Source organism: Bacillus sp. DC4300-2b2 (assembly GCF_049895685.1).
GTDB classification, from domain to species: Bacteria; Bacillota; Bacilli; order Bacillales; family Bacillaceae; genus Bacillus; species Bacillus safensis.
In genome coordinates this window covers 733,768-747,816 of sequence record NZ_JAFCSW010000001.1, presented here as the reverse complement: position 1 = coordinate 747,816, position 14,049 = coordinate 733,768, and the positions used below count along the sequence as shown (strand labels likewise).

Sequence of the window (14,049 nt, the reverse complement as noted above, 5' to 3'; positions counted from 1 at the left end):
TTTGAAAACGCTTAACGCACGCACAAAGGGAGGAAACAACATTGAAATCACCACGTCTACCGTCTATTTTAGAAGTCGTGTCTGTACTTGGCTTGTTTTTAGCAATTGTTTTATCTTTTACTCTTTACTTCAAATTAGATATTCAGTTAGCATTGTTTATCTCATGGTTTATGGTTATTGCTTTAGGTATTCGATTAGGGCATTCCTATAAGGATCTCCAAAATGCGATCACAAAAGGGATATCGAATGGGTTAGATGCTATTTTGATCTTAATTGCAGTAGGTGCACTTGTTGGAACATGGATTGCAGGTGGAGTTGTTCCTACGCTCATCTACTATGGTCTAGAGTTTATTCATCCTAATATTTTCTTATTAGCTACACTTGTCATCTGTGCAATCATGTCCATTGCAACAGGAACTTCTTGGGGGACGGTTGGAACGGCTGGGATTGCGATGATCGCAATTGGTGAAGGTCTAGGTATTCCACTTCCAATCGTTGCAGGGGCCGTCCTATCTGGTGCTTATTTCGGAGATAAATTATCTCCACTATCAGATAGTACAGTGCTCGCTTCTTCTCTTTCAAAAGTGGACGTGCTGGCGCATGTTCGAGCAATGATGGTTTTATCCATACCAGCCTTTGTCATTACGGCAATCATGTTTACGGTTACAGGCTTTATGTATGGAGGACGCAACATTGATCAAGATAAAGTGGAATTTTTGAAAAATGCTCTTCATGATACATTCACAATCAACATTTGGATGGTTATCCCAGCAGTAGTGGTTGTCTTACTGCTCGTATTTAAGAAACCTTCATTGCCTGTTATTGCCATTGGTGCTCTTTTAGGATCGATATGGGCCATGGCTTTCCAAGGAATGAATCCAGCAGACGCGATTGGTTCAGCATACAATGGCTTCTCTATTAATTCTGATGTAGATTTCTTAAATACGCTGTTAAATCGTGGCGGTATTGTGAATATGCTTGGATCTTTAGTTGTGATTATTCTTGGACTTGGTTTTGGTGGAGTGCTTGAATATCTAGGTGTTTTAAAAGTTATTGTCGCTTCTTTCGAGAAGAAATTATATAATGCAGGAAATGTCACCCTATCTACACTGGTTGTGGCGTTCTTCGCAAACATTTTTGGCTGTGCGATGTATGTTTCATTAATCCTCACACCAAAAATTATGGAAAAAAGCTATGATAAATTAAAAATAGACAGACGTGTCCTATCTAGGAACGCTGAGGTTGGTGGAACAATGACGTCTGGTATGGTTCCATGGTCAGATAACGGAATTTACATGGCAGGGATCCTCGGCGTATCGACATTCTCTTATTTACCATTTATGTGGTTGAGCTTTGTCGCCATTGGTCTTGCGATCATTTACGGATATACAGGAAAATTCATTTGGTACGTAAAAGATCAAGAGGAAAGAGAAGAAACAGCTTCATAAGCCTTTGCAAAAGCCGCTCCTGCACGGGGCGGCTTTATTTGTCCTAGGACCGAGAGACTATATGTGACATAAAGCAAATGAACGGGAATTTAGACCTCCTATAAAAGAGGTCGAAAGGGGCAGTGTAAACCAGAATGAAAGCATATTTATCCCATAAAAAGGGCGTAAATACCTATTTAAACATGAGTCTTTGAACCTTATAATAACAATATTGGAAAAAGTGCTATTCACCTTACGCTCGTTTAGAGGGACTCTAAGCAGCGTTTTTATTTTTTGACAGGAGGAGGAACCCATATGAGCTTATCGGATATGCTGTCTGCCCTTAACGGTGGCATTTCAAATAAAAAAGCAGAAATTGAAGAGAATATCGCTCGGCTTAAAAAGGCTAAAAGCAAGGTTGAACGTGAACAAGATGCGGCAGAAACAGATTTAAAGCAAATCAAGCAGCCAAAGCTTGGGACCTCTTGGAAAGGTGAGCGAAGCCAGGATTTCAAATCAGACCGAAATGAAGCCCATGATGCGCTGCAAACGATCGTGAACGATAAATACCCACGCTACGTGAGCCGTATCGAATTCAAAATCAGTACATTAGAAGCAGAACAAGCTGCGTTATCCTTTGCCAGTTCCTTAGCTGGTGACGCCGCACGTCTTGCTGAAAAAGGAGAAGACGCAGTAGAGGACGCAAAACGCTTGATCTCAAAAGCATGGAGCAGCTTGTAAGCAAGATTCATGCTGAACAAATCTGGAGGATATCACAATGGGACAAATTAAGTTAAACTACCAAACAGTCATGGATAAACTAGATGAAGTCTCCCAAGCAGTCGAAGCTATAGCGATGAAAAAAGCAGCAGATAAAGCGGGTGAAAACAGCCTTGAATTTGTAACTAAGTGGACGGCACGTGAAGCAGAAGTGAGCGAAATGGTCTCAAACTTTAAAGAAGCCTTAATTAAAAATGTTCAGGATACACGTTCTAACGTGAAAACATTAAAAGAACAAGACGAAGCGATTGCTGCAAAATAATCAGCACAATCGCTTTTATTTATGGGTACGACGGAGATAATATAAATATGATATTAAAGACTCATATAAAATCCGGGGTGTAAGACCTTGTATTATTCCTTTTTTCTTCCAAGCGCGTCGATAAAAGGACACCTTTTCCCTATTTAAGCCTGAGGCTTTTCACCTTATACTATACTTAATGAAAGCGGAACGATAGAAATGTCAGGATTGGAAAAATCAAGTGAGTCGATGTTTCCAAAGGCGCTCACGCCGTGCTTTCGTATGAGGTCAGATAGAGGTGGATGACATGAGTTTATCCGAGATGCTGCACCATCTGCATATGGGAATTGAGAACAAACGTGCAGAATTTGACGAAATGATCTCTCGGTTAAAGACAGCCAAAAGCAATATTCGAACAGAACAAGATCTTGCCCAGTCAGATATCAAAGAAATCAAGAAGCCTGCTCTTGATTCGTCATGGAAAGGCGAGAGGGGAACCGACTTTCATCGCCACCGGAAAGACGCTTACAGCGTGATGCACGACATCGTTAATAATGAATATGAAAAGTATATAACAGAGATTGACCAAAAAATCTTGCACTTTGAATTGAAAAAAATGGAGCTGGCTGTTGCCAGTAATTTTGCAGGAAGAGCTCAGGACGTGATGGAAAAGGGCGAGGATTTTGCAAAGGATGTTAAACATTTGATTGAACGGGGCTGGAAAGCTCTTTAAAACCATAAATGAAACAGCCGTCTCATAAAATGACGGCTGTTTTTTTGTTTAGTCACATCCACCACCGCCGCTATCACCTGAATCACTCCCGCAGGAGGCATCAGAAGCGTGATGGGTATACGAATCAGTATATGTACTTGTCGTTGAACTATGATGTGCAGAACGCTTAGCAGATGCACGTTTATCCTTTGGTGTGAACAGGTTAGCACCGATGGCTCCTAAAGAAGCTAATATGATAATGACAACAAACATAAAAGTACCCATAATGCATCCCTCCTCTAGTTTCATATTCATACGAATGAGCCATATCAAGGTTCCCGATTTGAAAGAAATACTGGGCAAAGAGTTCTATTTTCGTTTATGATGATAGGCAAAAGTAAATGCCAAGGGAGGAGAGCCCATGCTATCTCTACGTCAGGAGGAGCTTCTGAAACGATTGATGCAAGCGGAGCAGGAACTGACAAGTGAAGAACTTGCCCGTGTGATCGGAGTCACATCCCGAACTATTCGAACAGATATGAAAGCGCTTAAAATGATCTTAGAAGAACATGGTGCCGCACTGCATATTAAACGCGGGGCAGGGTATACATTGAACGTTGAAGATTACGGGGCATTTCGTACATTTTTGAAAAAGTCACTGAGAGAAAGAAATGAGAAAAAGGAACAGTTCATTCCTAATCAGCCTGAGGACCGTACGGCTTATCTATTGAAAAGGCTGCTTCTGTCAGAAGACTATATCAAATTAGAGGGATTGGCAGAGGAATTATTTGTGAGTGAATCTACAGTGAAAAATGATTTGAAAGCTGTCAGGCACTTGTTTTCATTGCATGGACTTTCTATCTCGCATCGGCCTAAATATGGCCTTCGTCTGACAGGCGATGAAATGAAATTAAGATATTGTATGGCAGAGCATGTGTTTCAGCAGGAGCATGCGAATGCTGCATTGTTACCTGAAGAAACGTATCAATTGATTCAGGACATCGTGCGTTCACGTACAAAAACTACCGGACTTCATCTATCAGAAATCGGTTTAAGCAATTTAGTGACCCATATTGCCATCGCATGCAAACGAATAGAAGAAAAAAAGCTGGTTCAGATGCCAGAAGCGGAATTGAGAGAAATTCAAGTGCAGCCAGTTTTCCAAATAGCTCAACAAATGACTGAAGATATTCGCCGCGTATTAGCGATTGATTTTCCGTTATCTGAAATGGCGTACATTGCAATTCACTTAATGGGGGCAAAGATGATGGCATATGGAGAGGCTGGCCATACGCTATTTCATCTGCTGGACGAAGATCATTTTCGTTTCACTCACCAATTGCTTGCTTATGTGGAGGAGCATATGTCACTTGATATTCAGTTTGATAAGGAGCTGATCGTTGGTTTAAGTCTTCATTTGCGTTCCGCCATTCATCGTTTTAGATACGATATGAATATTCGAAATCCCTATTTACCAGACATTAAAAGGCATTATCCCATTGCGTTTGAGGCGGGTGTTTATATGGGCAGGTGGTTGAAGGAAAAAGAGGGTGTTGAGATTCCTGAGGATGAAATCGGATACTTGGCACTTCATATTGGAGCTGCAATCGAGCGGACAAAATCACAGCATGTGAGAAAGACATGTCTTATTGTGTGTGCGACGGGTGTCGCCAGCAGCCAGCTTCTTCTTCATAAACTTACGGCGGCTTTTAGCGGAAGGCTGGAGATCGCTGGAACTGCAAGTGTCGGGGAACTTCCTTCATATGATTTGAGAAGCATTGATTTTATTATTAGTACCATTCCGCTTCAGAATACATTGCCGGTACCAGTAATTGATGTACATACGATTCTAAGTGACGATGATATTGTCCGGCTAAAACGATTTGTGCAAAATTCACAGGATACAGGGGTTTTACGGTATGTGAGTCCGGCGCTGACATTTTTTCAGCAAGACCTTCAATCAAGGGAAGAGGTTCTTCAATTCTTCGTGAACGTGTTAAAGGAGCAGCATCGAATCTCAGACGATTTTGAACAATTATTGCTAGAAAGAGAACAAGTGTCACCCACATCTTTCGGTCATTTGGTTGCAATTCCTCATCCAATTAAGCCGGCAACGGATGACACGTTTTGTGCAATCTGTACGTTGAAAAAGCCGGTGCTGTGGGGAGAAGATCGAGTACAAGTCGTTTGCTTGTTAAGCATCCAGAAGACGTATCAGAAAGAATTACAGTCGCTTTATCAATTTCTTGTGCGGCTGACAGAACGGAAGGAAGTGGTGGAACAGCTCATCAAAGCCTCTTCATTTGAAGAACTGACAGCAGCACTTCAAGTATTGGAGCAGCCAAATGAAAAAACGAGACACCCATTTCCGCATCTGTGAGGAAAAAGATTAGATGTTAATGAAAGCGCTTTTAAAATAACATCAAAAAGGAGGATGATCACGAGTTTGTGCAAAGGGGGAGACGGATCATGAGCTTCAAGGAGAAAGCGGCAGATGTCATGGGGCATGTGGCTTATCGCATCACTAACCAGAAATATATTATGGCGATTAAACAGGCATTTGTCACACTGATGCCGATCATCATTACAGGAGCTTTTGCTGTACTGGTGGCGAATATGATCATGAGCCCTGAAACAGGGCTTGCTCATTTTGAGATATTCAGGTTTTTAGCAGAGCTTCAGCCTATTATGAAGGCAATCAATTATGCCACGCTGAACTTTTTAACCATTGGGGCTGTGTTCCTCATTGGGATTGAGCTTGGGAAAATAAACGGGCACAAATCTCTGTTCCCAGGGTTGATGGCATTGATTTCATTTATATCTGTTATTCCAACGACACTTCTTCTTGAAGTCGATGGATCGATGCGTGAGGTTGTAGACGTGTTGGCAAGACAATTTTCCGATCCAAAAAGCTTATTTTTAGGGATGATCATTGCGATCGTATCTGTGGAAATTTTTTGTAAGCTGACCAAGGTGAAATGGCTTCAAATCAAGATGCCGGATTCGGTTCCGTCGAATGTGGCGACATCTTTTTCATCACTTTTCCCATCGATCATTACAATTACGATCATTAGTTCATTCGGCTTTGCATTTCATCGTTTGACAGGCATTTATTTGCATGAAGCAGTGTATAACGTGGTGCAGCGTCCGCTAGAAAGTGTTGTACAGGGGCTTCCTGGGATTTTAACGTTAATGTTTGTGGCGCAATTTTTCTGGGTGATCGGCATTCATGGCAACCAGATGATTAAGCCGATCCGGGAGCCGCTCTTATTAGGATCGATTGCAGTGAATATGACAGCATTTCAAGAGGGAAAAGAGATCCCGAATATTATCACGATGCCGTTTTGGGATGTGTATATGAGCATCGGCGGTTCAGGTGTGACCATTGGTCTTTTGATTGCGATTTTTATTGCTGGGAGAAGGGAAGAGATGCGAAGCATTGCCAAGCTCTCATCAGGACCCGGACTGTTCAACATCAATGAACCTGTTATTTTTGGATTACCTGTGATGCTAAACCCTGTGATGGCGATCCCATTTATCGTCACACCGCTTGTGACAGGTACGATTGGTTATATTGCGACGGCTACAGGATTCGCTGGAAAAGCGGTCGTGATGGTGCCGTGGACGACACCGCCGCTTGTGAATGCATGGCTGTCCACTGCTGGCAGCATGGGAGCCGTCATCACACAGCTTATCTGCATTGTGGTTGCTGTTTTCATCTATTTACCGTTTGTTCTCTTGTCTAACCGCAAGCCAGAAGCAGCACCAGAATCAGAATAAACATTTAGACGAAGAAAAGGGAGGCGGAGACATGAACAGCATTGAGATTCCAAGAGATTTTATCCTAGGTGCTGCGGCTTCTGCATGGCAGACGGAGGGCTGGAAGGGAAAGCGGGCGCATCAGGACTCGTACATCGATTTATGGTATAAGGAAGGGTATCACGTGTGGCACAAAGGCTATGGGCCGGCCGGTGCGACGAACTTTTACGAGCGCTATCCTGAGGATGTAGCCTTAATGAAAGAGATTGGGCTGACACATTATAGGACATCGATCAATTGGTCGAGATTTCTCATAGATTACGAGAATGGGATAGTGGATGAGGCCTACGCTCGTTACATTGATGATCTGATCAATGAATTAATCGCAGCAGGTGTAGAACCGATGTTTTGCTTAGAGCATTATGAGCTTCCTGCCGTTTTGCTTGAGAAGTACGGCGGATGGTCATCAAAGCATGTCGTCGATCTGTTTGTTCTCTATGCAGAAAAAGTGTTTGAGCGCTACGGAGACCGGGTCAAGCATTGGTTTAGTTTTAATGAACCGATTGTTGTTCAGACACGTGTTTATCTAGATGCGATACGATATCCGTTTGAGCAAAATACGAAGAAATGGGTGCAGTGGAACTATCATAAAGCTCTGGCAACAGCAAAAGTGGTGAAGCTGTTTCAGGAGATGGGTTTGAAGGAATCGACAGGAGCCAAAATCGGCGTGATTCTCAATCCAGAAGTGACGTATGCAAGATCGTCTGCTCCGCATGACCAAGAAGCGGCACGTATGTATGACTTGTTTTTTAATCGAGTGTTCTTAGATCCTTCCATCAAAGGGGAGTATCCAAAGGAACTGATCGATGTGTTGAAAAAGCATGATATTCTTTTCGATTCCACAGAGGAAGAGCTTCAGATCATCAAGAATCATACGGTGGATGTCGTCGGGCTCAACTTGTACTATCCGCATCGTGTCAAGGCGCCGAGTAAGGCCTGGAACAAAGGGACTCCTTTTCATCCATCCTATTATTACGATATGTTTGAGCTTCCAGGGAGAAAAATGAATCCTTTCAGAGGCTGGGAAATCTACCCGAAGATTGTCTATGATATGGGGATGAGGATAAAAGAGGAATACGGAAATATTGAGTGGTTTGTGGCCGAAAACGGCATGGGTGTAGAAAAGGAAGAACGGTTTAAAACAGAAGACGGCATCATTGATGATCAGTATCGTATTTCATTTATCAGCCAGCATTTGAAGCGGGCACTTCAAGCGAAAGCAGAAGGATCAAATTGCACAGGCTATATGCTTTGGGCATTTACAGACAATGTCTCACCGATGAATGCCTTTAAAAACCGCTACGGCTTAGTCGAAATCCAGCTGGAGAATGAACGAAATCGTCAGCTGAAAGCATCTGCGTATTGGTACCAGACATTAATCAAAACAAGGGAACTGCAGGTTGAAACAGAAGTCATTTATCAATAGGAGTGATGGGATATGAAACGAATCATTCTCGCTTGTGCAGCAGGAATGTCGACGTCCATTGTGGTGTCGAAAATGAAGGCTGCTGCAGAAGCTAAAGGGCTGGATTACTATATTTATGCTATACCTGAAGGAGCCATTGCGGATGAACTAGAAGAGCATGGAGAGGATGTACAGGCGATTTTACTTGGACCGCAAGTAAGCTTTATGAAAAAAGCAGCAGAAAAAACAGCGGCACCCTATCAAATCCCTGTCGATGTCGTCAATGTAAGATTATACGGAACAGCAAACGGAGAAAAAATTCTAGAGCATGCACTGAAACTAGCAAATGAATCTTGAATAATTGGAGGAGAAGCAGATGACGGTATTAGAGGAAATGCAGGGAGCAGCCTTTCAAATCATTGCCCATGCAGGCGAGGCAAGAAGTCATTATGTAGAAGCGATTCGTCTAGCAAGAGCTGATGATTTTGAAAAAGCGCAGCAGTTGATCGAAAAAGGAGAGGAAGCGTTTCGAAGCATCCACAACCTGCATCTGTCGCTGATTCAAAAAGAAGCGGCAGGTGAACAGCTTCCGTTTTCTTTACTGCTGATACACGCAGAAGATCAAATGCTCACAACAGAGACCATTCATCTGCTCGCCATCGAAATGATCGAAATGTGTAAAAAAATGAATACCCTGTCAAAATAGATGTCAATGAATAACCAATTTCTGTTATAATCATTCGGTAGATATAGAGAAAGCAGGATTGGTGAATGAAGAAAACATGTATATGGCTTGCAGTTGGTCTAGTCATGCTGCTCATTTCGGGCTGTATGGGTACGAAACAGCAAACAGAAGGAAATCAGCAAGCCGTCAAAGAGGAAAAGGGTCCATTACAAACAAAAGACATTCAGCAGAAAAAAGAACCAGCAGTGATAGCGACACAAAACTGGATGAAGCAAAAGGAGCCGGTCGAGCTTCCGATTTTGATGTATCACAGTATCTCAAGCGGTAACTCGTTACGTGTGCCAAAGAGCGAATTTGCAGCTCATATGAAATGGTTGAAGGACAACGATTATGTCACACTGTCGCCAGAAGAGGCGTACCGCGTTTTCATAACAAATTCGATGCCAAGTAAGAAGAGTGTCCTCATTACATTTGATGATGGATATACGGATAACTATACAAAGGCATTTCCGATTTTAAAGCAGTATGGAATGAAAGCAACAATTTTCATGATTGAGCAATCCATTGGCCGTCCAAATCACTTATCGGATGAGCAAATGGATGAGATGATGGCACATGGGATCTCGATTGAGAGTCATACGATTCATCATTTAGAGCTCAATCGATTATCAAAGCAGCAGCAGGAAGAGGAGTTAAAAGGATCAAAGACATTCTTCGATCAGCGATTTTCTCAGCGTACGAGAATGGTCAGCTATCCTGTCGGGCGCTATAATGAAGAGACGTTGAAGTTGGCGAAGGAAGCCGGATACCAAATGGCTGTCACCACTGAACCAGGACATGCAAAGAAGGAACAAGGCATGATGTCCTTGCACCGCGTCCGCATTTCACCGGGGCTTTCACCAGAAAGCTTTGGCAGGCTGGTCGAAGGGAAGTAACGATCAATGTTTCACATGAAACATTTTACGACAAGTTTCATCAAAATGAATCATGATATATCTTGGTTTCAAATGTCATGACAAGAGACAATTAGATGGACAGAACTTTCATACCATGGGAGTTCTGTTTTTGAAAAAATACCGCATTGTCATTCAAACCATACATCGTATGAAACACCTCAAAGAAAGTCACCAAGTATCAAACCCACCAATGAAGTAACAATCAAATTTGTTCAGCATCATAAAAACTGAAGAAACACTACATTGAAAAACCAATTGAGAACAGAAAGGGAGAGGGAAATATGTCAAACTTTTTTGGAATCGACCATGTTCAACTAGCTGCCCCAAAAGGCGGTGAAGAGGAAGCTCGTTTGTTTTTTGGCGAAATTTTAGGGATGAAAGAAATACCTAAGCCTAGTAATTTAGCTAAACGTGGAGGAGTCTGGTTCCAATGCGGTCATCATCAGCTTCACATTGGCATTCAGGAACATTTTCAAGCTGCAAAGAAAGCTCATCCAGCTTTTCTTGTAAAGAGCCTATCGGAATTAAAAGAGGTATTATTGAAGCATCAGATTAGTATAAAAGAAGATGAGCCATTGGAGGGAGCCAATCGGTTTTATGTAGAAGATCCATTTGGGAATCGAATTGAGTTTTTAGAGAGAAGAGACTAGAAGACAAAAATAAGGCTGTCGAGGAAATCTCGACAGCCTATTTGTTATTGATAAACGGGATAGCCCGTCATTTTGATATCTTTCCCGAGTGGTTCCACGGCGAGTTGATCCAGTTCAATGGCATCACTCATGAGTCGTATGCCCTCGCCCCCGAAAAAGGAAGGGGAGAGTCGTCCGCCAATGAGCTTAGGCGCCATATAGATGACCAATTTATCTACAAGCTGCTGTTCTAAGAATGAGGCGTTAATCTGGCCGCCGCCTTCAATCATGAGAGAGGAGATATTTTTTTCTCCAAGCACTTGAAGTACTTCTTGGAGTGGCACCCGCGTGTCGCTGTTTGTCATAAAGACACGGACGCCAGCTTCTTCTAAAGCCGCTCGTTTTTCCTCATCGGCTTGCTTTGTTGTAAAAATCCATGTAGGTGCCATCTGATCTGTGACGATCTTTGCTGTCAGTGGTGTAGACAGCTTAGAGTCTAAGACAATTCGAATCGGATTGTTTCCATTTGGAATCCGCGCAGTTAATGAAGGATCATCGTGAATGACAGTTTGAGCACCGACCAAAATCGCATCATTGATACTGCGGATATGGTGAGCATCATAACGGGATGTCTCAGATGTAATCCACTTGCTGTCAGACGTGGCAGAGGCGATTTTCCCATCTAAGGTAATGCCCGCTTTGAGCGTCACGAAAGGTGTTTTTTTCGTAATAAAGTGATTAAATACTTCATTCATCAAAATGGATTCCTGTTCAAGTACGCCCGTGATAACTTGGATGCCCGCGTCTTGTAAAATGGCAATCCCGCGGCCAGCGACAAGTGGATTCGGATCAAGAGCTGCGACGACAACGGTTTCGACGCCGGCTTTCACAAGTGCTTCGGCACAAGGGCCTGTGCGCCCATGGTGGGAACAAGGCTCAAGGGTCACATAAATCGTGGCTCCTTTTGCCTTGTCTCCAGCCATGTTGAGTGCATGAATTTCAGCATGCGGTTCACCGGCTTTCATATGAGCGCCGACTCCAACAATCTCATTCTCTCGCACAATCACAGCCCCAACGAGCGGATTCGGAGATGTCTGACCTTTCATTGCCCGTGCATTATCAAGGGCTAGCTTCATATATCGCTCATGATGTGGCAATCGTACGCACCTCTTGCTCCGCCTTCATGTGACCTGAGCGGTTGATTTTTGTCTGCAAGTATTTCTCGTTAAATTCAGAGACATCTCCCCAAAGCGGAATGCGTCCAGAAAGAGATAAACCTGCATGGCTGATCGCATCTGTCTTTTTCGGGTTATTGGTAATGAGTCTGACCGGCTTTGTACGAAGTGTTTGAAGAACGGCAATGGCTTCTTCGTATTGACGTGTGTCATCTTCAAAACCAAGTGCTTCATTCGCTTCTACTGTATCATAGCCGTTTTCTTGAAGAATATAAGCCATGGCTTTACTGAAAAGACCAATGCCGCGGCCTTCATGATTGGCTAAGTAAAACAGGGCTCCTGCTCCATTGTCCTCAATCATTCGCATAGACTGCTTCAATTGGAATCCACAGTCGCAGCGCTTGCTTCCGAAAATATCGCCAGTGTGGCAAATGGAATGCATACGGATAAGAGCTTCGTCAGCGTGCTCGAAATCCCCATACACAAGAACGCTTGACTGCTGATGATCAGCCAGCTGGCGGGACGAAAGGCTTTCAATTAAAGCTTCATCTGACAGTGGCTCTTTTCCATCGTCTTTTAACCATGAATACCAGTTAAACATCACGGTTCTGCCGTCTAAATTCACTGGCAGTTTAATGGGTCCAGTGATATAGATATACCCGTCTTCTTGCTGTACTCGTTTGATTTTATCTTTTAATATGGCTGTTTTAAGCTCTGTGTGTTTGTCCATATTCTGCACCTTCTTTTTAGTCTGTTTCTTCAATCTGTAAACGAACGAGAACGCCAAATGGATCAACAAATTCGCTGCTTTTTCCTGTCGTGTTGACTTGAGTGCCTGCTTTTGTCAGACGTTCGACGACGGATTGTCTGTCTGCTTCTTCTGGGAAAACCAGTGTATAGCTTCTAATTCCTGAAAAACGTGGATCAATGGCTCCTTTTCGTCCGCGTCCCCATGCATTAAAGGCAAGGTGGTGGTGGTACAAACCAGCGGCGATAAATACGCTTGCTGGTGGAGCCATTCGGATATGAAAACCGAGCGTATTGACATAAAAGGAATCCGCTTCTTCTGGGTTGAGATGGAAATGCAAGTGTCCCATCACTGTACCGGCAGGGAGTCCTTCCCATGTGGTATCAGCAGCTTCTTGCAGGAGTCCATCTCCATCAAGCGGTGCATTTCCGCCACCTTTCAGTTCTCCATGCTCACCGACCCAAATGTCCTGAGGACGGTCAGCATAAATTTCTACGCCAATGCCGTCAGGATCACTTAAATAAATGGCTTCACTGAAAAAGTGATCGCTTGCTCCAATTAAAGGATAGCCTTTTTTGATTACATGTGCCAGCCATGTGCCCAGGTTTTTTCTGGTAGGTAATAAAACAGCAAAATGATAAAGTCCTGGCTCATGATCAGGCTTTTCTTTGAGTTGTGCATCTTCTTTTAACAAAAGAATCGGTTCCTTTGCATTGCTGCCAAGTGTTACCGTGGAATCTGTCTTTTCTAATATAGAAAATCCTAAAATGTCTGTATAAAAAGGTAAAGAACGATCAAAGCTGGACACATGTAATTCTGTTACACCCAGCCTTAGCTGCTCAATTGTCTTCAAGCTCGGTCATCTCCTTCATGATATATGCATCGGCATGTTCAAATGTTTTTGAAAATATATAAAAAATGAATACCTTGTTACTTTTAGTAACTAAACTATATAATAGTTAGTGACTTATTTCAAGTAATTAATTGTGTTATAATAAAAAAAAGAGAAAAAAGCAGGAGGGAGTAAGATATGGCTCAGGTAGATGGCTGTCCAATTACAGATGCCATGGAGATTCTAGGCAAGAAGTGGGTCATTCTCATCATCAATCAGCTTCTGACCGGACCTAAGCGTTTTTGTCAGCTTGAAAATGAAATGAACATCAGCGGAAGATTACTATCAGAAAGGCTGAAGGATTTAGAAGCTGAGGGACTTGTTGAGAAAAAAGTATACCCCGATATTCCAGTGCGGATTGAATACGAATTAACAGTTCAAGGGAAGAAAATTGAACCGATTATTCGTGAAATGTATGCTTGGTCTTTAGATCGTAAAAATAGCAAAATAGAGGAACATGTTTCATCTTAATCCATTTCGATCAGTGTGTCTGATCGAAATTTTTTTGTGTGATTTTCCAGAAAACTAAGACAATAGTATGAAAAATGATGTTGACAATCATTTCATGCATTATATAATA

Annotated in this window: 16 protein-coding genes; 12 read left to right on the top strand and 4 right to left on the bottom strand. The window is 42.7% G+C overall.

From position 1 onward, the window contains the following. The first annotated feature begins 41 nt into the window (after window positions 1-41). The 4 genes from nhaC (at window position 42) to ACP69X_RS03850 (ending at window position 3,181) form a co-directional block, all read left to right on the top strand. Window positions 42-1,448 carry a Na+/H+ antiporter NhaC gene (gene nhaC, locus ACP69X_RS03865; protein WP_041087576.1) on the top strand — a complete coding sequence of 469 codons (1,407 nt, stop codon included), beginning with the start codon at window positions 42-44 and terminating at the stop codon, window positions 1,446-1,448. A gap of 294 nt (window positions 1,449-1,742) precedes the next feature. Next, a complete protein-coding gene (locus tag ACP69X_RS03860) occupies window positions 1,743-2,168 on the top strand; it encodes a YwqH-like family protein (protein WP_426052440.1) in 426 nt (141 codons plus the stop codon). 37 nt (window positions 2,169-2,205) lie between these two features. Continuing rightward, window positions 2,206-2,469 carry a YwqI/YxiC family protein gene (locus tag ACP69X_RS03855; protein WP_041087580.1) on the top strand — a complete coding sequence of 88 codons (264 nt, stop codon included), beginning with the start codon at window positions 2,206-2,208 and terminating at the stop codon, window positions 2,467-2,469. Between the two features lie 286 nt (window positions 2,470-2,755). Continuing rightward, window positions 2,756-3,181: a YwqH-like family protein gene (locus ACP69X_RS03850; RefSeq protein WP_041087582.1), complete on the top strand. Its 426-nt coding sequence runs from the start codon at window positions 2,756-2,758 to the stop codon at window positions 3,179-3,181. Between the two features lie 48 nt (window positions 3,182-3,229). On the opposite strand, the gene ACP69X_RS03845 is transcribed toward ACP69X_RS03850, so the two are convergent. Next, window positions 3,230-3,445, bottom strand: coding sequence for a hypothetical protein (locus ACP69X_RS03845; RefSeq protein WP_231120168.1), 216 nt, complete (start codon window positions 3,443-3,445; stop codon window positions 3,230-3,232). A gap of 136 nt (window positions 3,446-3,581) precedes the next feature. Here ACP69X_RS03845 and ACP69X_RS03840 point away from each other — a divergent pair, with 136 nt between their 5' ends. From ACP69X_RS03840 to ACP69X_RS03810, 7 genes are all read left to right on the top strand, one after another. After that, window positions 3,582-5,540, top strand: a complete 1,959-nt coding sequence (locus ACP69X_RS03840; protein WP_426052439.1) for a BglG family transcription antiterminator — start codon at window positions 3,582-3,584, stop codon at window positions 5,538-5,540. An 89-nt stretch (window positions 5,541-5,629) separates the two neighbouring features. Beyond that, window positions 5,630-6,940, top strand: coding sequence for a PTS sugar transporter subunit IIC (locus ACP69X_RS03835; protein WP_426052438.1), 1,311 nt, complete (start codon window positions 5,630-5,632; stop codon window positions 6,938-6,940). 31 nt (window positions 6,941-6,971) lie between these two features. Continuing rightward, window positions 6,972-8,405, top strand: coding sequence for a glycoside hydrolase family 1 protein (locus tag ACP69X_RS03830; protein WP_426052437.1), 1,434 nt, complete (start codon window positions 6,972-6,974; stop codon window positions 8,403-8,405). A 12-nt stretch (window positions 8,406-8,417) separates the two neighbouring features. Then, on the top strand, window positions 8,418-8,741 hold the full coding sequence (locus tag ACP69X_RS03825; protein ID WP_024423899.1) for a PTS sugar transporter subunit IIB: 324 nt from the start codon (window positions 8,418-8,420) through the stop codon (window positions 8,739-8,741). Window positions 8,742-8,760: 19 nt separating this feature from the next. Then, complete coding sequence (locus ACP69X_RS03820) at window positions 8,761-9,090, top strand: PTS lactose/cellobiose transporter subunit IIA (RefSeq protein WP_024423898.1); 330 nt, start codon at window positions 8,761-8,763, stop codon at window positions 9,088-9,090. Between the two features lie 65 nt (window positions 9,091-9,155). After that, window positions 9,156-10,004 carry a polysaccharide deacetylase family protein gene (locus ACP69X_RS03815; RefSeq protein WP_426052436.1) on the top strand — a complete coding sequence of 283 codons (849 nt, stop codon included), beginning with the start codon at window positions 9,156-9,158 and terminating at the stop codon, window positions 10,002-10,004. A gap of 302 nt (window positions 10,005-10,306) precedes the next feature. Next, the gene (locus ACP69X_RS03810; protein ID WP_041087595.1) at window positions 10,307-10,675 is read left to right on the top strand and encodes a VOC family protein; all 369 of its coding nucleotides are present in this window, start codon (window positions 10,307-10,309) and stop codon (window positions 10,673-10,675) included. Window positions 10,676-10,719: 44 nt separating this feature from the next. Here ACP69X_RS03810 and ribD read toward each other — a convergent pair whose 3' ends face one another. Genes ribD through ACP69X_RS03795 form a run of 3 tightly spaced genes read right to left on the bottom strand, consistent with a single transcriptional unit; the run spans window position 10,720 to window position 13,430 of the window. Beyond that, window positions 10,720-11,811, bottom strand: coding sequence for a bifunctional diaminohydroxyphosphoribosylaminopyrimidine deaminase/5-amino-6-(5-phosphoribosylamino)uracil reductase RibD (gene ribD, locus ACP69X_RS03805; RefSeq protein ID WP_073978799.1), 1,092 nt, complete (start codon window positions 11,809-11,811; stop codon window positions 10,720-10,722). Continuing rightward, window positions 11,798-12,559, bottom strand: coding sequence for a GTP cyclohydrolase II (locus ACP69X_RS03800; protein ID WP_024427515.1), 762 nt, complete (start codon window positions 12,557-12,559; stop codon window positions 11,798-11,800). The genes ribD and ACP69X_RS03800 overlap by 14 nt, the downstream gene beginning before the upstream one ends. 16 nt (window positions 12,560-12,575) lie before the next feature. Beyond that, window positions 12,576-13,430: a VOC family protein gene (locus tag ACP69X_RS03795; RefSeq protein WP_041087600.1), complete on the bottom strand. Its 855-nt coding sequence runs from the start codon at window positions 13,428-13,430 to the stop codon at window positions 12,576-12,578. 177 nt (window positions 13,431-13,607) lie between these two features. On the opposite strand from ACP69X_RS03795, the gene ACP69X_RS03790 reads away from it, so the two are divergent. Further along, window positions 13,608-13,940, top strand: a complete 333-nt coding sequence (locus tag ACP69X_RS03790; RefSeq protein WP_073978800.1) for a winged helix-turn-helix transcriptional regulator — start codon at window positions 13,608-13,610, stop codon at window positions 13,938-13,940. Window positions 13,941-14,049: the final 109 nt, after the last annotated feature.

Coding starts and splice junctions, on each gene's coding strand:
- ACP69X_RS03830 (WP_426052437.1), top strand. CDS start 6,972: ATGAACAGCATTGAGATTCCAAGAGATTTTATCCTAGGTGCTGCGGCT.
- ACP69X_RS03810 (WP_041087595.1), top strand. CDS start 10,307: ATGTCAAACTTTTTTGGAATCGACCATGTTCAACTAGCTGCCCCAAAA.
- ACP69X_RS03845 (WP_231120168.1), bottom strand. CDS start 3,445: ATGGGTACTTTTATGTTTGTTGTCATTATCATATTAGCTTCTTTAGGA.
- ACP69X_RS03790 (WP_073978800.1), top strand. CDS start 13,608: ATGGCTCAGGTAGATGGCTGTCCAATTACAGATGCCATGGAGATTCTA.
- ACP69X_RS03860 (WP_426052440.1), top strand. CDS start 1,743: ATGAGCTTATCGGATATGCTGTCTGCCCTTAACGGTGGCATTTCAAAT.
- ACP69X_RS03815 (WP_426052436.1), top strand. CDS start 9,156: ATGAAGAAAACATGTATATGGCTTGCAGTTGGTCTAGTCATGCTGCTC.
- ACP69X_RS03850 (WP_041087582.1), top strand. CDS start 2,756: ATGAGTTTATCCGAGATGCTGCACCATCTGCATATGGGAATTGAGAAC.
- ACP69X_RS03800 (WP_024427515.1), bottom strand. CDS start 12,559: ATGGACAAACACACAGAGCTTAAAACAGCCATATTAAAAGATAAAATC.
- ACP69X_RS03835 (WP_426052438.1), top strand. CDS start 5,630: ATGAGCTTCAAGGAGAAAGCGGCAGATGTCATGGGGCATGTGGCTTAT.
- ACP69X_RS03855 (WP_041087580.1), top strand. CDS start 2,206: ATGGGACAAATTAAGTTAAACTACCAAACAGTCATGGATAAACTAGAT.
- ACP69X_RS03840 (WP_426052439.1), top strand. CDS start 3,582: ATGCTATCTCTACGTCAGGAGGAGCTTCTGAAACGATTGATGCAAGCG.
- ACP69X_RS03820 (WP_024423898.1), top strand. CDS start 8,761: ATGACGGTATTAGAGGAAATGCAGGGAGCAGCCTTTCAAATCATTGCC.
- ACP69X_RS03825 (WP_024423899.1), top strand. CDS start 8,418: ATGAAACGAATCATTCTCGCTTGTGCAGCAGGAATGTCGACGTCCATT.